This window comes from Gilliamella sp. LMG 34362, assembly GCF_984569125.1.
On sequence record NZ_OZ474902.1, the window covers coordinates 793,223 to 815,475 of the forward strand.

21 protein-coding genes and 1 pseudogene are annotated in these 22,253 nt (G+C 34.7%); 11 read left to right on the plus strand and 11 right to left on the minus strand.

Features of this window, described 5'->3' with window-relative positions; translation table 11 throughout:
• Positions 1-213 precede the first annotated feature (213 nt).
• Complete coding sequence (locus AC5LWZ_RS03740) at positions 214-1,161, plus strand: ribose-phosphate pyrophosphokinase (RefSeq protein ID WP_086319756.1); 948 nt, start codon at positions 214-216, stop codon at positions 1,159-1,161.
• Between the two features lie 77 nt (positions 1,162-1,238).
• Entirely contained in the window at positions 1,239-1,823 is a 585-nt protein-coding gene (gene pth / locus AC5LWZ_RS03745) for an aminoacyl-tRNA hydrolase (protein WP_493463989.1), read from the plus strand.
• An 89-nt stretch (positions 1,824-1,912) separates the two neighbouring features.
• Here pth and AC5LWZ_RS03750 read toward each other — a convergent pair whose 3' ends face one another.
• From AC5LWZ_RS03750 to AC5LWZ_RS03760, 3 genes are all read right to left on the minus strand, one after another.
• On the minus strand, positions 1,913-2,377 hold the full coding sequence (locus AC5LWZ_RS03750; RefSeq protein ID WP_086364764.1) for a DUF3597 domain-containing protein: 465 nt from the start codon (positions 2,375-2,377) through the stop codon (positions 1,913-1,915).
• A 598-nt stretch (positions 2,378-2,975) separates the two neighbouring features.
• Positions 2,976-4,157 (minus strand): mannonate dehydratase, encoded by a 1,182-nt coding sequence (uxuA, locus tag AC5LWZ_RS03755; protein WP_493463990.1) that lies wholly within the window; start codon positions 4,155-4,157, stop codon positions 2,976-2,978.
• Positions 4,158-4,232: 75 nt separating this feature from the next.
• Positions 4,233-4,994 (minus strand): GntR family transcriptional regulator, encoded by a 762-nt coding sequence (locus AC5LWZ_RS03760; protein ID WP_110448452.1) that lies wholly within the window; start codon positions 4,992-4,994, stop codon positions 4,233-4,235.
• 281 nt (positions 4,995-5,275) lie between these two features.
• On the opposite strand from AC5LWZ_RS03760, the gene AC5LWZ_RS03765 reads away from it, so the two are divergent.
• The 8 genes from AC5LWZ_RS03765 to rpmE all read left to right on the plus strand — a co-directional run bounded on the left by AC5LWZ_RS03765 (position 5,276) and on the right by rpmE (position 13,621).
• Positions 5,276-6,745 (plus strand): mannitol dehydrogenase family protein, encoded by a 1,470-nt coding sequence (locus tag AC5LWZ_RS03765; RefSeq protein ID WP_493463991.1) that lies wholly within the window; start codon positions 5,276-5,278, stop codon positions 6,743-6,745.
• Between the two features lie 15 nt (positions 6,746-6,760).
• The gene (gene uxaC, locus AC5LWZ_RS03770; protein ID WP_110448450.1) at positions 6,761-8,167 is read left to right on the plus strand and encodes a glucuronate isomerase; all 1,407 of its coding nucleotides are present in this window, start codon (positions 6,761-6,763) and stop codon (positions 8,165-8,167) included.
• 41 nt (positions 8,168-8,208) lie between these two features.
• Entirely contained in the window at positions 8,209-9,468 is a 1,260-nt protein-coding gene (locus AC5LWZ_RS03775) for an MFS transporter (protein WP_493463992.1), read from the plus strand.
• 253 nt (positions 9,469-9,721) lie between these two features.
• Complete coding sequence (locus AC5LWZ_RS03780) at positions 9,722-10,183, plus strand: DUF721 domain-containing protein (RefSeq protein ID WP_110448448.1); 462 nt, start codon at positions 9,722-9,724, stop codon at positions 10,181-10,183.
• Positions 10,184-10,233: 50 nt separating this feature from the next.
• The gene (locus AC5LWZ_RS03785) at positions 10,234-10,638 is read left to right on the plus strand and encodes a Z-ring associated ZapG family protein (protein ID WP_110448447.1); all 405 of its coding nucleotides are present in this window, start codon (positions 10,234-10,236) and stop codon (positions 10,636-10,638) included.
• Between the two features lie 84 nt (positions 10,639-10,722).
• Positions 10,723-12,102, plus strand: a complete 1,380-nt coding sequence (locus AC5LWZ_RS03790; RefSeq protein WP_198201272.1) for a Do family serine endopeptidase — start codon at positions 10,723-10,725, stop codon at positions 12,100-12,102.
• Between the two features lie 109 nt (positions 12,103-12,211).
• The gene (gene degS / locus AC5LWZ_RS03795; protein ID WP_110448445.1) at positions 12,212-13,264 is read left to right on the plus strand and encodes an outer membrane-stress sensor serine endopeptidase DegS; all 1,053 of its coding nucleotides are present in this window, start codon (positions 12,212-12,214) and stop codon (positions 13,262-13,264) included.
• Between the two features lie 141 nt (positions 13,265-13,405).
• Positions 13,406-13,621, plus strand: a complete 216-nt coding sequence (gene rpmE, locus AC5LWZ_RS03800) for a 50S ribosomal protein L31 (protein WP_110448444.1) — start codon at positions 13,406-13,408, stop codon at positions 13,619-13,621.
• Positions 13,622-13,683: 62 nt separating this feature from the next.
• Here rpmE and metJ read toward each other — a convergent pair whose 3' ends face one another.
• Positions 13,684-14,001 (minus strand): met regulon transcriptional regulator MetJ, encoded by a 318-nt coding sequence (gene metJ, locus AC5LWZ_RS03805; protein ID WP_034904598.1) that lies wholly within the window; start codon positions 13,999-14,001, stop codon positions 13,684-13,686.
• Positions 14,002-14,180: 179 nt separating this feature from the next.
• Between metJ and metB the strand changes: the two genes are divergently transcribed.
• Positions 14,181-15,347: a cystathionine gamma-synthase gene (metB, locus tag AC5LWZ_RS03810; RefSeq protein WP_493463993.1), complete on the plus strand. Its 1,167-nt coding sequence runs from the start codon at positions 14,181-14,183 to the stop codon at positions 15,345-15,347.
• Between the two features lie 82 nt (positions 15,348-15,429).
• On the opposite strand, the gene citX is transcribed toward metB, so the two are convergent.
• From citX to AC5LWZ_RS03845, 7 genes and pseudogenes are all read right to left on the minus strand, one after another.
• Positions 15,430-15,999: a citrate lyase holo-[acyl-carrier protein] synthase gene (gene citX, locus AC5LWZ_RS03815; RefSeq protein WP_198247960.1), complete on the minus strand. Its 570-nt coding sequence runs from the start codon at positions 15,997-15,999 to the stop codon at positions 15,430-15,432.
• 40 nt (positions 16,000-16,039) lie between these two features.
• Positions 16,040-17,569: a citrate lyase subunit alpha gene (gene citF, locus AC5LWZ_RS03820; protein ID WP_081298768.1), complete on the minus strand. Its 1,530-nt coding sequence runs from the start codon at positions 17,567-17,569 to the stop codon at positions 16,040-16,042.
• A 12-nt stretch (positions 17,570-17,581) separates the two neighbouring features.
• A complete protein-coding gene (citE, locus tag AC5LWZ_RS03825; protein ID WP_065577565.1) occupies positions 17,582-18,469 on the minus strand; it encodes a citrate (pro-3S)-lyase subunit beta in 888 nt (295 codons plus the stop codon).
• On the minus strand, positions 18,466-18,756 hold the full coding sequence (gene citD, locus AC5LWZ_RS03830; RefSeq protein WP_198201266.1) for a citrate lyase acyl carrier protein: 291 nt from the start codon (positions 18,754-18,756) through the stop codon (positions 18,466-18,468). Before citD ends, citE begins: the two co-directional genes overlap by 4 nt.
• Positions 18,757-18,777: 21 nt before the next feature.
• Positions 18,778-19,812, minus strand: coding sequence for a [citrate (pro-3S)-lyase] ligase (citC, locus tag AC5LWZ_RS03835; RefSeq protein ID WP_493463994.1), 1,035 nt, complete (start codon positions 19,810-19,812; stop codon positions 18,778-18,780).
• Between the two features lie 4 nt (positions 19,813-19,816).
• Complete coding sequence (locus AC5LWZ_RS03840; protein ID WP_493463995.1) at positions 19,817-20,662, minus strand: fumarylacetoacetate hydrolase family protein; 846 nt, start codon at positions 20,660-20,662, stop codon at positions 19,817-19,819.
• A gap of 84 nt (positions 20,663-20,746) precedes the next feature.
• A pseudogene (locus tag AC5LWZ_RS03845) lies at positions 20,747-22,036 on the minus strand (2-hydroxycarboxylate transporter family protein); the annotation flags it as partial.
• Positions 22,037-22,253: the final 217 nt, after the last annotated feature.

Genomic DNA, 22,253 nt, shown 5'->3' on the forward strand with positions numbered 1-22,253 from the left:
CTTAGCTATATAGTAGTTTACCTGATTTTTTATTCACTTCAAAAAAACATCTTATTAACTTAGTTTTTTATAGATTAATGTGATGAATGTAAAATATTTTTAATAAATTTTTATAATGTGGTTGAGCATAATCTGTAAATGATTATATAATTGTGATCCCGATTTAACCGATTACGTTTTATGTAATCATGATTACATGCTTGAGGATTTCTCGTGCCTGATATGAAGCTTTTTGCTGGTAACGCCACACCCGAACTAGCAAAACGTATAGCTAATCGTCTTTATACTTCTCTTGGTGATATTATTGTTAGCCGTTTTAGTGACGGTGAAGTAAATGTTCAAATTAATGAAAATGTCCGTGGTGAAGATGTTTTTATTATCCAATCAACTTGTGCGCCTACCAATGACAATTTAATGGAATTATTAGTGATGATTGATGCGATGCGTCGAGCATCTGCTGGTCGTATTACTGCTGTTATTCCTTATTTTGGTTATGCAAGACAAGATCGTCGCGTGCGTTCAGCCCGTGTGCCTATTACAGCCAAAGTTGTTGCTGACTTTTTATCGACTGTAGGTGTTGATAGGGTTTTAACCGTTGATCTTCATGCTGAACAGATTCAAGGTTTCTTTGATGTACCCGTTGATAATGTGTTTGGTAGCCCTGTTATTTTAGAAGATATGTTGCAACGTGATTTTGAACGCCCAATCGTGGTATCTCCAGATATTGGTGGTGTGGTTCGTGCTCGTGCGATTGCTAAACTTTTAAATGACACTGATATGGCTATTATCGATAAACGTCGTCAACGTGCTAACGAAGCAGAAGTGATGAATATTATCGGTGATGTTGCTGATAGAGATTGTATTTTAGTTGATGACATGATCGATACGGCAGGAACACTTTGTAAAGCGGCTGATGCATTAAAAGCTCGTGGCGCAAAACGTGTCTTTGCTTATGCGACCCACCCAATTTTCTCAGGAAAAGCTGTAAGTAACATTAAAGACTCTGCTATTGATGAAATTGTAGTTTGTGACACAATTCCATTAACTGCGGAAGTTAAAGCATTGAAAAATGTGCGTCAACTTACATTATCAGGTATGCTTGCTGAAGCAATTCGACGTATTAGTAACGAAGAATCGATTTCAGCAATGTTCCATCAATAATCTTTTCTTCTGAATTAGATAAATGCCCCTATTAGGGGCTTTTTTGTAATAACAGGATAATTAACGATTAAACTATTATGTCAACAATCAAACTAATTGTAGGGTTAGCCAATCCGGGTAATGAATATGCCGCAACTCGCCATAATGCGGGAGCTTGGTATGTTGATTTACTTGCTGAACGTTATAATCAACCATTAAAAAATGATCCTAAATTTTTTGGATATAGTTCTCGAATTAACATCAATGGGCATGATGTTCGTTTGTTAGTACCAACTACCTTTATGAATTTAAGTGGTAAAGCAGTGCAAGCAATGGCTTCTTTTTATCAAATTAAGCCTGATGAGATATTAGTAGCTCATGATGAGTTAGATCTTAATCCAGGGATTGCCAAATTAAAATTTGGCGGTAGTCATGGTGGCCATAATGGCTTAAAAGACATTGCCAGTAAACTTGGCAATAATCTGAATTTCTATCGATTAAGAATTGGAATTGGCCATCCAGGCGATAAAAATAAAGTAGTTGGTTATGTCTTAAATAAACCCTCTAAACCAGAGCAAGAATTAATTGATAAAGCTATTGATGAATCAGTCTATTGTACTAATATTTTATTAACTGATGGAATTGAAAGTGCGATGAATCGTTTGCATGCATTTAAAGCTTAAAGTTGTTAACAATAGCGTGTTTTAATTAATTGACTATAAAAAAATCCACCTGATAAACAGGTGGATAACAAATCACGTATCAATTCTGATTAAGAAAATAAATGAGAAACATTACCACCTTTTTCAGCTATTTTCTTCATTACTTCTTTTATTAACCATGTATTCATCGATGCGGTATCGTCAGTACTGCCGGTATAATTAAGTTCGGTGGCGAGTTTTTTACGTGCATCTAAACTACTATCGATACCTAATAATTTCAATAAATCAACAATAGATGTTTTCCAATTAAGTTTTTCTGGAAATTTTTTAGCCAAATTATCCAAAATTGACATGACATCGATCTCAGATATCGGCGCTTTGTTGTCCGATGTGTTTTGTTGATTTTGATCGGAATTACTATTATTTGTGTTATTACTTGAAGTATTATCTGAAGTTTTGTCTTTTACTGTGTCAGTGATTTTATCAACTTGCTCTTTCACTGCATCTTTAGCATGACCTACAGCGGCTTGTGCGCTTGGAAATATTTTTGAAAAAATATTATTTAAGATACCCATATTACACCCCTTATGTTTAAACTGCTTATTAAAAAACTGCTTAACGATATAGATGTAGAAAATATCCCCTTAAGTATAGCGGTTAAGTATAAATTATGTCAAAACCACAATCATTTAATAGCATTTTTTGTAATATTGCTTATAAACGCAAAAATATTGACTGCTTTTATTAGGTATTCTTGTTTAGACTATTTAACTATTAATTTAAACAGGTTTATCTTTTGGTTCTATAAATTTATTATACCAATTATATAAATATGTGTGATATGTATCGCGATTTTTTAAATATTTTTAATATATTGGTTAAAAATACTAGCATATTTGGTTCACCAATTGTAATATGGATTTTATTAATTCACTTTAAACAATAGAAAACAGGTATAGACTAAGAAATTGGCTTGCAAATTTAATTCTTTAATTTGATTAAAAATGTTTCAATTAGTAGATATCAATGATAATTCTGAAAAATAATTATTTATAGTAAAAACATCCTAACTATATAAGGAAAATAGCGTGTATATCACGCTATTTTTATATGTAAATTATGTAAAATAAAAAAAGCCCATAATCAGGGCTTTCAATACAGAAAAATTATTTTTTATTCGAAAAATGCACGTTTAATTGCGTATTCAACCCCCCGGATTTCAGCTAAACCTCTTAAGCGTCCTATTGCCGAATAACCTGGATTAGTTTTCTTTTTAAGATCATCAAGCATCTGGTGACCATGATCAGGACGAACGGGTATTAAACGGTTTATGCCAGCCTTTTTGCGACGTTCTTCTTCCGCAATAAGTACTTTTATTACGCCATACATATCAACGTCTCCAGCTAGGTGATCGCCTTCGTGGAAAGATAATGGATTATCTTCACGTACTGTTGCACGTAGATGAATAAAATAAACTCGATCGGCAAATTTTTCAGCCATAGTAACTAAATCATTATCACTACGAACACCATAAGAGCCAGTACAAAAGCAAAAACCATTATGGATACTATCAACAGTCTCTTTTATCCATTGCATATCTTCAATCGTTGAAACAATGCGAGGTAGACCTAAAATCGGTCTAGGAGGATCATCTGGATGAACAGTTAATACAACTCCAACTTCTTCTGCAACAGGTACAATAGCTTTTAAGAAATAAGCATAGTTTTCGCGTAATTTAGCTTTATCAATACCATCATAAGTTGCAAGATGAGCTCGAAACTGATCAAGTGAATAACCTTCTTCAGCGCCAGGTAAACCAGCAATAATGTTTGCGACCAGTTTATCTTTATCGGCTTGTGTCATTTGTTCAAAGTAAGTTTTTGCTGAAAGGATATCTTCTTGACTATAATCTTTTTCGGCATTAGGTCGTTGTAAAATATGGATATCAAATGCTGCAAAGGCAATTTGATCAAAGCGAAGAGCTCTTGAACCATCTGGTAATTGATAACCAAGATCGGTGCGAGTCCAGTCTAATACCGGCATAAAATTGTAACAAACAGTATCAATACCACAAGCGGCTAAATTACGAATAGATTGTTGATAATTAGCAATATGTTGTTCAACGTTACCTGAATGGGTTTTTATCTCTTCATGAACTGGAATACTTTCGACAACTGACCAAGTGAGGCCTTTATCTTCGATTATTTTTTTTCGCTTTTGAATTTCATCAATAGTCCATACTTCACCATTAGGTATATGGTGCAATGCTGTAACAATTCCGGTTGCTCCGGATTGTCTAATATCATCCAATGATACTGGGTCGCCAGGTCCAAACCAACGCATTGTTTGTTCCATCTAAAATCTCCTCAATGATTCTTTATTTAATAAGTCATTCTTAAATGAAGATCCATTAACAATGCATATTTTCAGCTATTGGTTAACAATAGTGACCGGAATAGAGTCAAATAAATAACCATCAAAATTTGGATCTTCACTGTCAGAAACAGTCATTAATGTTTGTTTAACATTTTCTAAGTGTTGCCACATAGCATGGCGTGCAGCCATAGCATCTTTTAACTGTAAAGCTTGTAGAATTTTTTCATGATCATATAGCCACTTTTTACGGTAACTATGATCGGTAATTCTACTTTGTAGCTGGTCCCACATTTTACTTGTAGATCGTTTAGCCCATAGATCTGTCAATAAACGTTCAAGTACAGAATTTTTGGTAGCTCGTGCTATAGCAATATGAAACATTTCATCAGCACTATAGTCATCAAGAACTTCTTGTTCTAATATTTTCCGTTCTTGTTCCAATATTGCTCTTAATTCAACAATATCTGCTTTGACAATCTGTGAAGCTGCAAAAGCGGCAATATTGCTTTCAATTAATTGTCTAGCTTGTAATAATTCAAATGGACCTAAATCTTCTTCTTCAATTTTTCTATCTTTTTCAGATAAGACTTCATCAGGTAAACCAATTACATAAACACCGGAGCCTTTTTTTACTGCAACTAAATTTTCAAGCTCTAGCATAATCAACGCTTCACGAACTACTGTTCTACTGACATTAAAAGTTTCAGCAATGTCTCTTTCTGGTGGGAGCCGATCACCAATTTTAAAAGTTCCACTTTTTAATAATGATTTCAACTCATTACCAATTTCTTGATAAAGTCGATTGACCCTTGGCATAATCTATAGTCCTTAGAATACTTTAAAGTTTAATGTAGATAATTATACGCTAATTATTACAACTCCTCTAAGCCTATAATAACAGAAAGTCGTTTCAGTTTTTATATTGGTTTACCAATATTCTTCGGTATTATAGTGTTTTTTGCAAAATAACTCATAATATAAACCAAAAAATGTGATATTCGTCACAAAAATAAAAAAATAAAGGTGAAAATTTTATCAACAAATGAAAATATGTCTAACCAATAAATACTGTCAACTAGTTAATAATGGTGTGTTACATGTTAAATTTATCAAATACTCCCCAATCAATCGAACACAAACCTTTATATGATCGAGAAAAAATGGTAGCGCGGATTGTACATATAGGTTTTGGGGCTTTTCATCGAGCTCATCAGGCATTATTTACTGATCGTCTGTTAAATAAAGGTAACAGTGATTGGGCCATTTGTGAGGTGAATATTGTTGGCGGTGAAGAGCTTATTAATGATATTCGAAAACAAGATCATCTCTATACGGTTTTAGAAAAAGGTGCAACGTCTAAACAAGCCTATATTATTGGCAGTGTGAAAGAATCATTATTAGCGCCAATAGATGGTATTGAAGCTATTTTAGAAAAAATGGCTGATCCGGTAATCGAGATTGTTTCATTGACGGTAACCGAAAAAGGTTATTGTATGTTACCAGGTGGTGCTGGCTTGGATTTAAATAATCAATTAATTAAATCTGATCTGAGTTCGCCAACTAAACCTATGTCAGCTCCTGGCGTGATTGTTGAGGCCTTATATAGACGGATGCAACGAGGTTTAAAATCATTTACTGCTTTATCATGTGATAATATGCCTGAAAATGGTTTGGTATTAAAAAAAGCGATTCTAGACTTAGCAAATGCACGTGATCCAGAGTTAGCCCAATGGATTGAAACCAACACCACTTTCCCTTGTACCATGGTTGATCGTATTGTACCAGCTGCGACAGCCGAAACATTAACAGAAATTCAAGATGTACTAGGCGGTATGTTTGATCCTTGTGGTATAGCTTGTGAACCATTTATTCAATGGGTTATTGAAGATAATTTTGTTACTGCTCGACCTAATTGGAATGAAGTTGGCGCTGAATTTGTTGATAATGTTGTCCCATATGAAGAGATGAAACTTCGAATGTTAAATGGTAGCCATTCATTCTTAGCATATTTAGGTTATTTAGCTGGTTATGAGAATATTAATGATTGTATGAATGATGAGGCTTATAAACAGGCAACTTTATCATTAATGCTACAACAACAAGCTCCAACTTTAAATGTTCCACCACAGGTTAATTTACAGCAATATGCTGAAAAATTGATTGAAAGATTTAGTAATCCATCACTAAAACATCGAACATGGCAAATAGCCATGGATGGAACGCAAAAACTACCACAACGTTTACTTGATTCAATTCGTTGGCATATCAAACATAATTCTGATTTTTCTTTACTTGCTTTAGGTGTGGCTGGCTGGATGCGTTATGTTGGTGGTATTGATGATCATAAACAAATAATCGATCTTCGTGACCCAATGGTGGATGAGTTAAAAAAACTAGTAACCGCCAGTGATGATGGTATTGGGCGAGTCAATGCTTTATTAACTTTAGACGCTGTTTTTGGATCTGATCTACCAAATAATTCATTATTTAAAGATAAAGTAACTCAACATTATCTTTGTTTAATGGAGAATGGTGCAAAACAAACTATTCAGGATTTATTTTTTTAAATTGGGCTTTAGAGTATGAAAAAATTTTTAGATGATAACTTTTTGTTACAAACTGATGCAGCACAAAAGCTTTATTTTGATTATGCTAAAGATCAACCTATATATGATTATCATTGTCATTTACCACCAAAAGATATCGCTGAGAATAAAAATTTCGGTAATTTAACTGAAATTTGGTTAGCTGGTGACCATTATAAATGGCGAGTATTGCGAACTGCTGGTGTCGATGAAAAATTTATAACTGGTACCGCATCTGATTATGAAAAATATCTTACATGGGCAAAAGTTGTTCCTTTAACACTAGGAAACCCTATTTATCATTGGACCCATTTAGAGTTAAAGAGACCATTTGGTATAAAAAATATTATTCTTAATGAAAAAACAGCTGATCAAATATGGGCTGAAGCTAATGCTAAATTAGCAACAGCTGAGTTTTCTACTCGCGGGATTTTAACTCAAATGAATGTTAAAGCCGTTGGTACAACTGATGATCCCATCGATTCACTTGAATATCATAAACAAATTGCATTAGATACCTCATTTCAGACTAAAGTAAGGCCTAGCTGGAGGCCAGATAAAGTCTTCAAAATAGAATTGGCTGGTTTTGTTGAGTACATTACTGAATTAGGCAAAGTTACGGATATTGAAATTGATAATTTTGACAAACTACTTTGTGCATTAACCAAACGCCTAGATCATTTTGAACAGCATGGCTGTGAAGCATCAGATCACGGTATAGAAATTTTACGTTATGCCGACATTCCTACCGGAAAACAGCTTGATCAAATAATAACAAAACGCCTTGCTAATCAATCCCTTTCTGAATTAGAAATTGCTCAATTTAGTACCGCGGTATTGGTTTGGTTAGGTAAGCAATATCATAAACGCAATTGGGTAATGCAATTACACTTAGGTGCGCTACGTAATAATAATCAAAGAATGTTTAAATTACTTGGCCCTGATGCTGGATTTGATTCGATTGGCGATAGACCAATTGCCGAACCACTCTCTTCATTATTAGGTATTTTAGACTTAACTGACGAATTACCGAAAACTATTTTATATTGCCTAAACCCTCGTGACAATGAAGTGTTAGCTACTATGGCTGGTAACTTTCAAGGTTCAGGCATTGCAGGAAAAATTCAATTTGGATCTGGTTGGTGGTTCAATGACCAGAAAGATGGCATGGAACGCCAAATTATGCAACTTTCTCAAATGGGATTATTAAGTCAATTTGTTGGTATGTTAACTGATTCTCGTAGTTTCTTATCCTTTACCAGACATGAATATTTTAGGCGAATCCTTTGCAATATGGTGGGACATTGGATGGAAAATGGCGAAATTCCTGCTGATTTTGATTTAGTTGGCAATATGATTAGAAATATTTGTTTTAACAATGCAAGTCATTATTTTTCTAAATAGCAATAATTCAAATTAACATTAAATAGGATGAAGGAAATAAAATGAGAAAAATACCAAAGTTTAGATGGTGCATGATTTTACTTGTTTGTGGTATTACTATTATCAATTATCTAGATCGAACTGCATTAGGTGTTGCTGCACCGACAATTTTAGAAACCACTGGTATTACTAAAGAGCAATATTCTTGGATAGTGAGTGCATTCCAGTTGGCCTATACTATTGGTCAACCTATTATGGGCTTTTTTATTGATACAATTGGTCTAAGACTTGGATTTGCTATCTGCGCAGTAATTTGGGGACTAGCAACTATGGGCCATGCATTAACTGGTACATGGCAAGGTTTAGCTTTCATGCGTGGAGTAATGGGCTTTAGTGAAGCATCAGCTATTCCTGCAGGAATAAAAACCGCATCCATATGGTTTCCAGCAAAAGAAAGAGGAATCGCGTCAGGGGTGTTTAATATGGGGACCTCATTTGGTGCGATGCTTGCTCCACCTTTGATTGCTTGGTGTATTTTATTCCAAGGTTGGGGATTTGCTTTTGTTGTTTCAGGATCATTAGCATTAATTGCTGCTCTAGCATGGTTTATTTTCTATCGTGATCCTAAAGATTCAAAAAGACTATCTGCAGAAGAAAGAGAGTATATTGAAGCTGGACAAGAGAAATATTTAGACAGCGATAACAAACAGGAAAAAGCATCCCTTAAAACAATCCTTACTCAGCGTAATTTTTGGGGTATTGGTATTGCTCGTTTTCTTGCTGATCCAGCGTGGGGAACAATCAATTTTTGGGTACCAATCTTCTTTGTTGAAACATTGCATTTTAGTTTAAAAGAAATTGCCATGTTTGTTTGGTTACCATTTTTGATGGCTGATCTCGGCTGTTTAGCTAGTGGTTTTGTAGCGAAGTTCTTTAATGATCGTGGAATATCATTAATCAATTCGAGATTGATTACCTTTACGATCGGTGCAGTATTAATGATGACAATTGGTTTTGTTAGTATTGTTGAAAACCCATACTTAGCTGTATTCTTAATTAGTCTTGGTGGTTTCTCTCATCAATTATTATCTACTGTTGCATCAACTTTAGGTGGCGATTTATTTAAGAAAAATCAAGTTGCTACAGCAGTTGGAATGGCAGGCGCTTGTGCTTGGACAGGACAGTTAATATTTAACCTTTTCATCGGTGCATTTGTTGGCATAATTGGTTTTGGTCCATTCTTTATTGCGTTAGCTTTCTTTGATGTAATTGGAGCAATTGTGCTTTGGATATTTATTCGAGAAAATAAAGTTTATGATTAATTATTAATTGGATAATTAATCAGTAAACTAGAATAGGTAGAATCAAAATTTTTGATTCTACCTATTTATTATTCGAGCGAGTTCAATTATTTGGTTTAGTCTTTCAATTGTTTTCTGATAATACAAAAAAACTGTAAATATTATTTTTTTACAGGACATTTTTAATTAGATAAGGTAAATTATTTGGCATAAAAATGTTTATGGTTGAGTTAGTTGCTATTAATTTTAGCAAGAAGTAAGGATAGCCTGAATTATGCGTGATAATGAACCAAAAGTGTTGACCTCTTTGTTGTCACAAGGGGCATTATTATCAAAATTAAAGGAAAGAGCTGTCGCTTTAAGTCAATTGACCAAAGTTATTGATGAATTACTTCCAACGCCATTAAATCAGCAATATCGGGTTGCTAATTATCGTCAAGGTGTGCTTATTCTTGAAGTCAGTTCGGCCAGTTGGTTAACAAGACTGAAGTACGAACAAGGTAACTTATTATCTGGGATACGCCAAAAAATTTTACCATCTTTATCTTCTATCCAATATAAAATTAATCCGACTATAGCAACTAATTATTCGCAATCAGTAATTTTGTCAGCCAAGAATGTTAAAATTAGTAATGTGATTAGTAAGCAAACAGCAATATATTTAAATGCAGTTGCAGAACAAGCACCAGATAAATTGAAAAAACAATTGATTAAACTTGCGAACCATGCAAAATAAACCAAATAATATGTTTAAGTTATATAATTAAAAGCTATAAGGAGTGAAATATGGATAATAACATGATGACTTATATCATCATTGGCCTAGTAATTGGATTTATTTTAGGCATGATTTTCATGAATTTTATTTCGCCAAAAGGGCGTAAATATATCAAAGCTCAACGCGAATTAGAGCAAGCTCAAGAAGAGTTAGCTTCACAGAAACAAATGATGGTTAAGCATTTTTCACATAGTGCTGAGATTTTAGATAATATGGCTAAAGAATTTCGTCGATTATATCAACACATAGCTGAAAGTTCAGGTCAATTTGTAAATAACGAGAATATGCCTATTATTGATTTAGAGTCAAATAATGACATCAGCGTTAAACAAGAATTAACGCTTGAAAAACAGCCCAAAGATTATTCAGATAACCCATCTGGATTATTCAAAAGTGAAGATATTAAACCATGATTAATTTTAAATACTTTTTGATAAGATAATATTAATCAGATTTATATTGTAAATATTAAATCCGTTAAATAAGAGAGTTTTATAATGAGTCATTCTTTATGTAAACCAAAAAATTTATTAAGTATTATTGCCTTAAGTTTAGGTTTAAGTTTAGCTACATTACCGAATGCTTATGCTGCTTTTCCATTTATTCCTACAGATAATAATTCACAACCGCAACAGCCTACATTGGCACCAATGTTAGAAACAGTATTACCTTCGGTTGTAAGTATAAAAGTTGAAGGCACAGCAAAAATGCAAAGTAATATGCCAGAAGAGTTTAGACGCTTTTTTGGTTATCCTGATAGTCAGTCTAGATCATTTTCGGGATTAGGCTCTGGTGTAATTATTGATGCCGAAAAAGGGTATATTGTTACTAATAATCATGTTATTGATAATGCAGATAAAATTACTGTTTCGTTAAATGACGGTCATGAATATCAAGCTAAATTAATCGGTAGGGATCCACAAAGTGATATTGCATTGTTAAAAGTTGATGATGCTAGCAGATTAACTGCAATTAAAATTGCTGATTCAGATAAAACTAGAGTAGGTGATTATGTTGTTGCGATTGGTAATCCATTTGGAATTGGTCAAACAGTAACATCAGGTATTATTTCAGCACTAGCTCGTAGTGGGCTAAACATGAATGGATTTGAGAACTTTATCCAAACTGATGCTTCCATTAACCAAGGTAATTCTGGTGGCGCTTTAGTTAATTTGAATGGTGAACTCGTTGGCATTAACACTGCTATTATTGCGCCAAGTGGTGGTAATGTAGGTATTGGTTTTGCGATACCGAGCAATATGGTTAAAAGTTTAACTTCTCAACTTATTGAATATGGTGAAGTCAAACGAGGGGTTTTAGGTATCAAAGGTAACGAATTAACTTCCGATATCGCGAAAGCTTTTGATCTTGAAGTGCAGAAAGGCGCCTTTGTTAGTGAAGTTATTGCTGATTCAGCAGCCCAAGAAGCTGGTATAAAATCAGGTGATATAATCATCTCAATGGATGGCAAACCCGTTGAGAGCTTTGCTGAGTTACGCGCTAAAATTGCCACAACGGGCGCTGGCCGTACTGTTAAGTTAGGTATTATTCGAGATGGAAAAGAAATTTCTGTTGAGGTGAAATTAAAAAACAGCGATGAATCAACTACTCAAGCAAAATCTCTTCATCCAGCTCTAGATGGTGCAACTTTAGCTAATGGTGAGGTAAAAGGCCAAAAAGGTGTGCTGATTGAAAGTATTGCTAAAAATTCACCTGCATCTCGATTAAGTTTACAAGAAGGTGATTTAATCACTGGTGTAAATAAAGCGAGAGTGAATAGTATTTCTGATTTACGTACAATTATTGATAGCAATCCTTCTGCTATTGCTTTAAATATTGTTAGAGGCGATAGTCGTCTTTATCTCATTTTACGTTAATTATTTAGCTAGATATCGTCGGTGCTTAGCATCGACGAAAACGCCTTTTTAACCCTTCGTTATATATGATAGAATCCTATTAATCATTCTCATCCTACTAGTGACCATTATGCTTAAAAAAATTCTATGGCCAATATTAATTGGTGCTGTTTTAGCGATAGTGTTACTCATTATTTTTCCTTCTTTAAGAAATGGAACGCAATCTGATTTTTCAAGATCTATTTTTAATGATGAACCTATGAGTTATTCAAATGCAGTAAAGATAGCCGCACCAGCCGTGGTAAATATTTATAGTCGCTCAATTAATTCTGTACCTAAACAATCACAAGATAGTCCAATAACACCGTTGGGTTCTGGTGTTATTATGAGTGAGCTTGGTTATATCGTTACCAATTATCATGTTGTTGATGGAGCAGAACAAATTATTGTTGCTTTGCAAGATGGGCGGATTTTTGCTGCATTACCTGTTGGTTCCGATAAATTAGTTGATATTGCTGTATTAAAAATCGAAGCATCTAATCTTCCAAGAATACCGATTAATTCTTCCCGCGATCCGAAAATTGGTGATGTCGTCTTAGCCATTGGCAACCCTTATAACATCGGGCAAACTATTACTCAAGGTATCATTAGTGCTACTGGTCGTGATGGACTCAGTCCATATCGTCGACAAAATTTTATCCAAACTGATGCTTCCATCAATCATGGTAATTCTGGAGGTGCTTTAGTTAACACTAAAGGTGAATTGATGGGTATTAACACTCTGACATTTGCCAAAAATCTAGGTAATGATGTGCCGGAAGGTATTGGTTTTGCCATTCCAACTGCATTAGCTGTTAAAATAATGAATAAATTAATTCAAGATGGCAAAGTGATTCGAGGCTATATTGGCATTGATGGTTTAGAATTTGCACCAACACAAAATACAAGTGATCTGCCGAAAGTGTTAGGTATTTTAGTCACTAATGCTGAAGGGCCTTCTTTGCAGGCTGGTGTACAAGCTAATGATATTTTAATAATGGTTGATAATAAGCCAGTAAAATCGATTGTTGAAACCATGGATCAAATTGCTGAGTTGAAACCGGGAACAATCGTCCCCATAATTGTCTTACGCAATGGTGAAAAGATTCAGTTGCAAATCACTATTGGTCAATTGCCGGTTTAGATTGGCCTTTTATTACTTGATTATCTTTGATATAGGACGTATAATTCGCACCCTTATCATGTTATTTAACACTCGTATGGTGTATAGATTTTGCGATTAAGCCATTTATATAGCGATACGAACAAACTTTAGAGGTTTATTATGAAAGAAGGTATCCATCCAGAATACACTGCAATTACAGCTACTTGTTCTTGTGGTAACAAAATTGAAACTCATTCAACTGTTGGTCATGATATTCATCTTGACGTATGTGGTGAATGTCACCCGTTCTATACAGGTAAACAACGTGATGTAGCAACTGGCGGACGTGTTGATAAATTTAAACAACGTTTTGCAATGGTTGGTGGTAAAAAATAGTTTTACTAATTTTTACGTTGTAAAAAGGCGCTTTAAGCGCCTTTTTTGTATCTATTATTCAATCATTCATCAATTAAATCAGGATCTATACCTAAAGCTCGCATCATTTTCTGTGCTTGTAATGGAATGCCATCATCATGATCTTTCTGTAAATCTTCATCACAAGGCAATGGTTGACCAGTATAAGCGTGTAGAAAAGCTTCACATAAAAGTTCACTATTCGTTGCATGACGTAAATTATTGACTTGTCGTCTAGTTCGCTCATCAGTTAATATTTTTAATACTTTTAACGGAATTGAGACTGTAATTTTTTTTACTTGTTCGCTTTTTTTACCATGCTCAGCATAAGGGCTAATATAATCGCCGTTCCATTCCATCATTTATTCACCAAATCAATTACATCACAAATAATGTGGATAATTTTAGCGTTTTTTTTGCTTAGCTGCAATCTATACACCAAGATAGTTAGACGTCTAGACATGTTGACGTCTTTTGTTATTGTGTTATTCTTATACAACAAAATCTAAAAATAAATAAAATGGTTTGTAGGAAGGTTATTATGGCTCATAAATCTAAAAGTCTTAGCCAAGATACTATTGCTGTTCGTGGTGGATTAAATACAGATGATCAATTTGGTAGCGTAGTTCCTGTTATTACGCCTTCAACGTGTTATCGCTATCAATCATTTGCAACACCAAGGAAATTTGATTATGGTCGCAAATCTAATCCAAGTAGACGATTAGTTGAGGAAACGGTAGCGAAATTAGAAGGTGGTGCAGATGCCATTTTAACCAATTGTGGTATGTCAGCTATTCATTTGATTAGTGTTGCGTTACTAAGTCCAGATGATACCGTTGTTGCTCCTCATGATTGTTATGGCGGTAGTTATCGATTATTTAATAGTTTGAGTCAAAAAGGTTATTTTAAAACCAAATTTGTAGACCAATCCGATCCTATCGCTTTAAAAGAAGCGCTGAATTTAAAACCTAAATTAGTATTGATTGAATCGCCAAGTAATCCATTATTAAGAGTCGTTGATATTGCTGATATTGCACGTCAGGCGCATGAGGTTGGAGCGTTAGTTCTGGTTGATAATACCTTTATGACACCAATTTTGCAAAAACCACTGGAATTAGGGGCTGATATTGTTAGTCACTCTTGTACTAAATTTTTAAATGGGCACTCAGATCTATTAGCCGGAATATTAGTATTTAAAGATCAACAATTAGCTACAGATGTATTGTGGTGGGCAAATAATATCGGAACATCAACTTCATCATTTGATAGTTATTTATTATTACGTGGTTTAAGAACCCTCACTGCAAGAGTTAGATTACAACAAGAAAATGCAGAAAAAGTCGTTGAATTTTTAGTTAATCATCCTAAAATTGCTAAAGTTTTTCATCCTTCGTTACCAACAAATTTAGGTCATGACATTGCCAAAAAACAACAAAAAGGCTTTGGTTCACTGTTGAGTTTTGAATTAGCTTGTGCTGCCGATGATATGCCTAAATTCCTAGATGCGCTGAATATTTTTACCTTAGCGCAATCACTTGGTGGCGTAGAAAGTTTAATATGTCATCCAGCTACAATGACCCATTCAGGAATTAGTGCTGAAGCACGTAAAACAGCGGGTATATCCGATCAATTATTACGTATTTCTGTGGGTCTCGAGGATATCGATGATCTGATTGGTGATTTAGAGCAAGCGTTAGCCAATATTTAACCGTCATCAATTTATCAATAGAGTTGGAAAATAGTTTATTTTTCGACTCTATTAATATAGATAGCTATATATTTAAGCTCGTTTAATTATTTCGATAATCATTGACTTTATTGGCAATGGCACTGAGGATTTCTTTAATGGAATGCCTTTTACTACGACCACAAATTTTAGCATTATCATGGCAAACTAAACATTGTCGAGAATGATGCTCGAATTTAGACCGAGAAATACTTTTTTGTGTAATAGGATCAATGACATCAATATCCCATAATCGTCCTAAAAAATGCCTCTCCTCAATTTTTATACACAGTTGTTTAAGCATATCAACGTTATAATCAATTGATAATAATGCTTCATCACCAGTTATGCTTTCATAAAATTTTTCATGGATAATAGAAATATTATGTTGGTTTAACATCTGATGGATAGCTTGTACAGCTTCATTAAATAAGAATACAGTGCCACTACTTTTCTTGATTGGTCCAGGTATTACTAAACTTAATGATATTAGCGGATAAGGGTATTGCTCAAAAACTTGTTGCTGATTGTTTACACGGTTTTCTTTGGCTATTAACATTTGCTCAAGCGTTATGTTAATACCATCGTCGAATCTTAATGTTGGATTATTCATAATGATGTTGAGTAATAGCATAACTAAGAATTTTGTTATGCTATTACTATTACAAAGTTAATTAGTCTTTGACTTGACGAACAACATCAATAATTGAGCCATCACGGAAGTGAACAATCCCAACAATTTTATCGTTAAATTCAATTGGTTTTGGTTCACCTGTTAATGCAATAGCACGTTGATAAAGTTCTTCAATAGTCATTACGGGTAAATTAGCCGCTTTTAATCGTTCTGCGATTTCAGGACGAGCAGGATTTACCGCTATACCATGGTCAGTGACTAACACATCTACACTTTCTCCTGGTGTGACAATTGTCGTTACTTTTCTTATTACCGTTGGAATTCGGCTACGAATTAGTGGCGCAACGATAATAGTTAGATTTGCTCCAGCGGCTGTATCACAGTGACCACCGGATGCACCACGCATAACACCATCAGATCCTGTTAGTACATTAACGTTGAAATCTAAATCTACTTCGAGTGCGCTAAGAATGACAATATCTAATTCATCAACACTTGCTCCTTTTGAGGCAGGATTAGCGTAAACGTTGGTTGAAACTTCAATATGATCTTTATTCTTACCTAAAGATTGTCCTGCAGCTCCATCAAAACTTTGTGTATCAAGTAAACGTTTTACTAAGCCTTTTTCATGAAGATCGACGATACTGGCTGTGATACCACCTAGAGCAAATGATGCTGTGATATTTTTCGCTCGCATCCGATTTTCTAGAAAGCGTGTCGCTGCAGTTGATGATGCGCCAGAACCAGTCTGAATTGAGAATCCATCTTTAAAATAACCTGAATTTTCGATAACATCAGCGGCATAGCGTGCAATCATTAATTCTCTAGGGTTACTGGTAATACGTGCTGCACCAACGCTAATTTTAGTTGGATCACCAACTTCGTCAACTTTAACAATATAGTCAACTTGATCTTGGCGGATACTTGCTGGATGGTTAGGATAACCAACAATATCTTCAGTAAGTAAAACCACTTTCTTAGCAAATTGAGCATCAACCATAGCATAACCAAGGGCGCCACATTGTGATTTACCTGATACGCCATTAGCATTACCTTGTTCGTCAGCAGTTGATACAGCTAAGAATGCGATATCAATATTAATTTCTCCGCTTTGGATTAATTTGACTCGACCACCGTGAGAATGGATATGTACCGGATTTTCCATCAGGCCGTGTGAAATCGCATCAGCTAATTTTCCTCGTAATCCTGAGGTATAGATTTTAGTAATTACACCAGACTCAATGTGAGGAATCAATGCTGCGTTACAGCTTAATAATGAGCTTGAAGCTAATGTAAGGTTCTTAATACCTAATTTACTAATGGTTTCAACAACTTTGTTGATAACTTTATCGCCTTCACGAAATGCGTGGTGAAAAGAGATAGTCATTCCATCACGAAGTTCACACTTTTCTATTGCTTGCTCAATTGACTCACACAATTTACGGGTATATTTAGACTCATCTTTTAGATAAGGTGTGGTTGCATTAGCATCAATAAATGGTGTGATATTTTTAAGATCAGGATGCTGTTTTAATAAATCAGCAATTTTTTGGTTTATAGAAGTTGTCATGTTTCAATCCTATCAAATTTCTTTACGTACACCGGAGTATTTAGCTAGTTCAATGATTTTTTGCGCACGAGCAATAATTGGTGCATCAATCATTTTGCCATTTAAAGAAACAACTCCAAGCCCTTTTCTTTCACCTTCTTCAGCGGCTTCAACGACTTTTTTAGCATTTTCTACTTCACTAGCAGTAGGTGCATAAGCATTATGTAATAGCTCAATTTGTCGTGGATTAATCAATGATTTACCGTTGTATCCTAATTTTTTAATTAGGCTGACTTCTTTTAAAAAGCCTTCATCATCATTAACATTTGAATAAACAACATCAAAAGCATCAATACCGGCTACACGAGCAGCATGTAAAACAGCACAGCGTGCATAAAATAGTTCAGTACCATCCCCGCGTTCTGTTTGCATATCTACTAGATAATCAAATGCTGCAAGAGCGATACCAATTAAACGTGGCGATGATTTGGCAATGGATACTGCATTAACTACTGCTTGAGCTGATTCAATAGCAGCCATTAATTTAGTGCTACCCACTTCTCGGCCACACTCTTTTTCAATTCGTTCAACATGCGCTTCAAGTTCATGAATATCTTCAGCACTATTGGTCATTGGTAAGCGAACAACATCAACACCAGCTCGCACAACGGCTTCTAAGTCTTTAAGACCAAATGGTGTATTTAATGCATTAATTCTAACTACAGTTTCAATGCCATGTTCTTTATAAACAGGTAATTTTAATGTTTGCGCGACGAGTAGACGTGCTGAATCTTTTTCTTTGATAGACACAGCATCTTCAAGATCAAACATAATTGAGTCTGGTTTATAGACAAAAGATGTAGATAACATTGCTGCATTTGCACCTGGAAGAAACAGCATACTGCGACGTAATTTTTTCATAGTAATTTACTCCAATCTAATTCAGTTTCTTCTGCACCGCGTAACACAGCACATTGTACCCGTGCTTTTATTGCACAATCTAAAGCACCTTTATCGTCAATAATGATTAAACCATCAGTTAAGTTAAGTTCATTTAATGTGTTATTAACCACAGCGCGAATTTGATCGCCAAATTGTTTATTTACATCACTATTAATAACAATTTCGATGCCAGTATTTGGCACGACTTTAACTAACAAATCGCTGGATTCGAGAGTTCCTGCCATGGCTTCTTTTTGTATTTTCATGTTTTTACCTTTTGAAAAGAATTAAATATTTAATTTATCCAAATTAGCTGAAATATAATTCCAAGTTGTTGAAGGAACTAATTTCTTAACCTGTTCATAATTTTTTAATGCCAGTGAATTTCGCACTAATGATGCTGATATAATGTTTGATTCCTCGAGTTTTCGAGCAACCTCAATGACAGTAATCTTGGATGACAAACTAACTTTGTCATCTTCTAACCAATATTTCATTGCTTGGTTATAAGCATTAGTTACTTCACTATGTGGCTCAGTACCAACAAAACGGTGAGTGATATTTAATGCTGGAGCAATGAAGTTACGGAAGATTAACAGATCGATTCCCATATAAGCATAGTCAATTTTGCTTTTATCTTTTAAAAAATAAGTAGGGAAAGTTGCTTTAGAAATAATGTATGACGAACTGGCATGAACCGTAACATTTTTAATATCTTTTGTGCCATCTTTTACTAACTGTAAACGTACCTGAAACGGAAACAGTGATACATCTTCATTAACCACAAATACATGTACCCAATCACATTGATTGGCTGCAAATTCAATAAGATATTGATGACCTTTAGTAAAAGGATTGGCATTCATCACAATACAGCCAATTTTGTTACCAGACTTTTGGTATTGCGATAATTGTTTACAATATTGTTTAATCCCAACCGGTGTGTTTTCCATCAATACGACTAAATCAGAAATTTCAACAATAGGATAAAAACCGCATGCTTTAAAAAAAGCGGTATTTTCAGGTTTAGTATATAAAAATAGATGAAAATAGCCGTTGTCATTGGCATATTTCATCGTATAGTCGATTAAAGTTAGATTTAGTTGGTTGCCGCGATAATCAGGATCAATGGCTACACACTTAATAATATTGTGATCAAGACCGGCACAAGCGATACAATTATTATTCAGTTTTGCAACAATGAAAGTTGTTACTTGTGGATCTAAATCGAGGTCAGATTGCAATAGTAATTGCTTAATTGCTTGATAATCTTGTTCAGATTTAGATATATCAACAACACTGTAATCAACTAAATCGTACATATAACTACCTTTTTTCTTCAACGATAAAGTTAGTTAGACGACCAATATTGGTAATTTCAACTTCAATGGTATCACCATCGTGCATAAATATTGGAGGATTTCGTTTTTTTCCAACCCCGCCTGGTGATCCAGTAAGAATAACGTCACCCGGTGATAATTTAGTAAATGTACTAATATACGAGATTAAATCAGGTACAGTATGTACTAAATTCTTGATGCTATCATGTTGCATCTCTTTTCCATTCAGATAAGTTGCTATTGATAGCGCTTTAGGATCGGGTATTTCATCTGTAGTTGTTAAACATGGTCCAAAAGCCCCGGTATTTGGCCAATTTTTACCAGCTGTGTACCAAGTATATTGCCAGTCACGAATCGAACCATCCATATAACAGCTATAGCCTGCGACATAAGATAAGGCTTCTTCTGATTTTATGCGGAAGGCCTCTTTACCAATAATAATGGCTAATTCGCCTTCATAATCCAGTTCATCGCTGATAGTTGGTTTAACGATATTTGTCTTATGTCCTGTTTGAGAATCAGGAAAACGAACAAATAAAGTTGGGGCAGAACTAGTTTCATTAAATTCTGCTCGTTTTTCCGCATAATTCATTCCTACACACAAAATTTTGTTTGGATTTGGAATTACCGGTAAATAAGTTATTGCTTGTTCATCGATATCACTAGGTGAGTCTAAAAAGTTTTTTGCGTTAACTAATCCATCTTTATCAGAAAGAAGAGATTTTAGATCTTGATATTTATCGCCTAGTTTTTGGCCTAAATCTACGATGCCATGATCAGTATATAAACCAAAACTTGGTCGACCAGAAACAAGGTAACTGACAAGCTTCATGAATACTCCTTAAAAGCTGTTTATTGAAACTACATAAGAAAATAGAACAACCCTAGTAATAACTAAGGTTGCTCTTGAAAAAAACTATACTAAAAAATTGCCTAGAATGAGTAAGGATACTGATACGTTAATTGCACCACCAATACGAGTAGCAATTTGGGCAAATGGCATCAACTCCATACGTTCTGCTGCAGTCAGGATTGCAACGTCACCAGTTCCACCTTGACCACTTTGACAGCAAGAGATAACTGCCGCATCAACTGGATACATACCTAGTTTTTTAGCAACAAAGAAACCAGTTGTGACTAAACTCACTACTGTACAAACAATAACTATTAGGTTGATTACGGTGAAAGCTGCAACGATTTTATCCCACGGTGTGATTGCCACGCCCACAGCGAATAAAATAGGATAGGTTACAGATGTTTGGAAGAACTTGTAAACTACTTGCGAACCACTTAGTACTTTTGGTGAAACACCTGATACTAGTTTAACAAATACTGCGGCAAATAGCATCCCTACAGGTGCTGGAATACCGGTTACTTTGTGGCCAATCATACCGACCATATAAAGGATAGCGGCTAATAATACACCAGATGCAAAAGTTGTCACATCAATAACCGACTCTGTTTTAGCCGTTTTGTTGATAATTTGGTCATCTTCTGATGCTGGTAACAAGCGACCATTACCAGTTAAATGAGGATAAGCTTTACCAATACGGTTAAGGATACCACCACAAATAATACCGGTTAAACCACCTAACATAACAATTGGTAATACTCGACCTAGTGCTTCACCTTGTTCCATACCTAAAATAGATGCGTATCCGATTGATAATGGAATTGCGCCTTCACCAACACCACCAGCCATGATCGGTAATACTAAGAAGAAGAATGTTTCAAATGGTGATAAGCCTAATAAATAACCCACACCAACACCAACTAGCATACCAACAATTTCACCACATACCATTGGTCCGAAGATTTTTAAGAAACCTTGAATAAGCGTTTTCTTATCCATGTTCATAATACTACCAACGATGATACAGCAGATATAAAGATATAAAATGTGAGTATCTTTATAGAATTTGGTTGTTGCTTGTACCACAGGAGTAGGCAGAATGCCATAATAGACTAGAGCTGATGGAATAAAGGTTGCACAAATTGCTGCTGCCCCCATTTTTCCAACAATTGGTAAACGTTTACCTATTTCACCACAAAGAAAACCAAAGAAAGCACATGTGACTACCATAACAACTATTTCACTTGGTAATTTACCTGTTACTAATACTTCAGCAAAGATAAGAATACCCGCGATAATAAATAATGGTAAAGGAATTACACCGATTTTATAATCATCCATAAGTTTCCACCATCCGTATGGCCAAAACTTTTTCGTTTGATCTTCGTGTTTTATCTCATGTTTTTCATTGTTGTTGTGCGTTTTTTCAACTGAATTGAAATCCACCATATTTTTTTTATCTCCAAAATAAATTTGCTTTGTTTTAATGGCGCATATGGTGACAAAATATTAATATCAATTTTGTGATATAAATCATAAATTAAGTGTGGTTTTTATGGTTTTAAAGGCT

What these genes read in the sequence shown, in the direction of transcription:
- pth (WP_493463989.1), top strand. Translation starts at nt 1,239, where the DNA reads ATGTCAACAATCAAACTAATTGTAGGGTTAGCCAATCCGGGTAATGAA.
- AC5LWZ_RS03750 (WP_086364764.1), bottom strand. Translation starts at nt 2,377, where the DNA reads ATGGGTATCTTAAATAATATTTTTTCAAAAATATTTCCAAGCGCACAA.
- uxuA (WP_493463990.1), bottom strand. Translation starts at nt 4,157, where the DNA reads ATGGAACAAACAATGCGTTGGTTTGGACCTGGCGACCCAGTATCATTG.
- AC5LWZ_RS03760 (WP_110448452.1), bottom strand. Translation starts at nt 4,994, where the DNA reads ATGCCAAGGGTCAATCGACTTTATCAAGAAATTGGTAATGAGTTGAAA.
- AC5LWZ_RS03765 (WP_493463991.1), top strand. Translation starts at nt 5,276, where the DNA reads ATGTTAAATTTATCAAATACTCCCCAATCAATCGAACACAAACCTTTA.
- uxaC (WP_110448450.1), top strand. Translation starts at nt 6,761, where the DNA reads ATGAAAAAATTTTTAGATGATAACTTTTTGTTACAAACTGATGCAGCA.
- AC5LWZ_RS03775 (WP_493463992.1), top strand. Translation starts at nt 8,209, where the DNA reads ATGAGAAAAATACCAAAGTTTAGATGGTGCATGATTTTACTTGTTTGT.
- AC5LWZ_RS03780 (WP_110448448.1), top strand. Translation starts at nt 9,722, where the DNA reads ATGCGTGATAATGAACCAAAAGTGTTGACCTCTTTGTTGTCACAAGGG.
- AC5LWZ_RS03785 (WP_110448447.1), top strand. Translation starts at nt 10,234, where the DNA reads ATGGATAATAACATGATGACTTATATCATCATTGGCCTAGTAATTGGA.
- AC5LWZ_RS03790 (WP_198201272.1), top strand. Translation starts at nt 10,723, where the DNA reads ATGAGTCATTCTTTATGTAAACCAAAAAATTTATTAAGTATTATTGCC.
- degS (WP_110448445.1), top strand. Translation starts at nt 12,212, where the DNA reads ATGCTTAAAAAAATTCTATGGCCAATATTAATTGGTGCTGTTTTAGCG.
- rpmE (WP_110448444.1), top strand. Translation starts at nt 13,406, where the DNA reads ATGAAAGAAGGTATCCATCCAGAATACACTGCAATTACAGCTACTTGT.
- metJ (WP_034904598.1), bottom strand. Translation starts at nt 14,001, where the DNA reads ATGATGGAATGGAACGGCGATTATATTAGCCCTTATGCTGAGCATGGT.
- metB (WP_493463993.1), top strand. Translation starts at nt 14,181, where the DNA reads ATGGCTCATAAATCTAAAAGTCTTAGCCAAGATACTATTGCTGTTCGT.
- citX (WP_198247960.1), bottom strand. Translation starts at nt 15,999, where the DNA reads ATGCTATTACTCAACATCATTATGAATAATCCAACATTAAGATTCGAC.
- citF (WP_081298768.1), bottom strand. Translation starts at nt 17,569, where the DNA reads ATGACAACTTCTATAAACCAAAAAATTGCTGATTTATTAAAACAGCAT.
- citE (WP_065577565.1), bottom strand. Translation starts at nt 18,469, where the DNA reads ATGAAAAAATTACGTCGCAGTATGCTGTTTCTTCCAGGTGCAAATGCA.
- citD (WP_198201266.1), bottom strand. Translation starts at nt 18,756, where the DNA reads ATGAAAATACAAAAAGAAGCCATGGCAGGAACTCTCGAATCCAGCGAT.
- citC (WP_493463994.1), bottom strand. Translation starts at nt 19,812, where the DNA reads ATGTACGATTTAGTTGATTACAGTGTTGTTGATATATCTAAATCTGAA.
- AC5LWZ_RS03840 (WP_493463995.1), bottom strand. Translation starts at nt 20,662, where the DNA reads ATGAAGCTTGTCAGTTACCTTGTTTCTGGTCGACCAAGTTTTGGTTTA.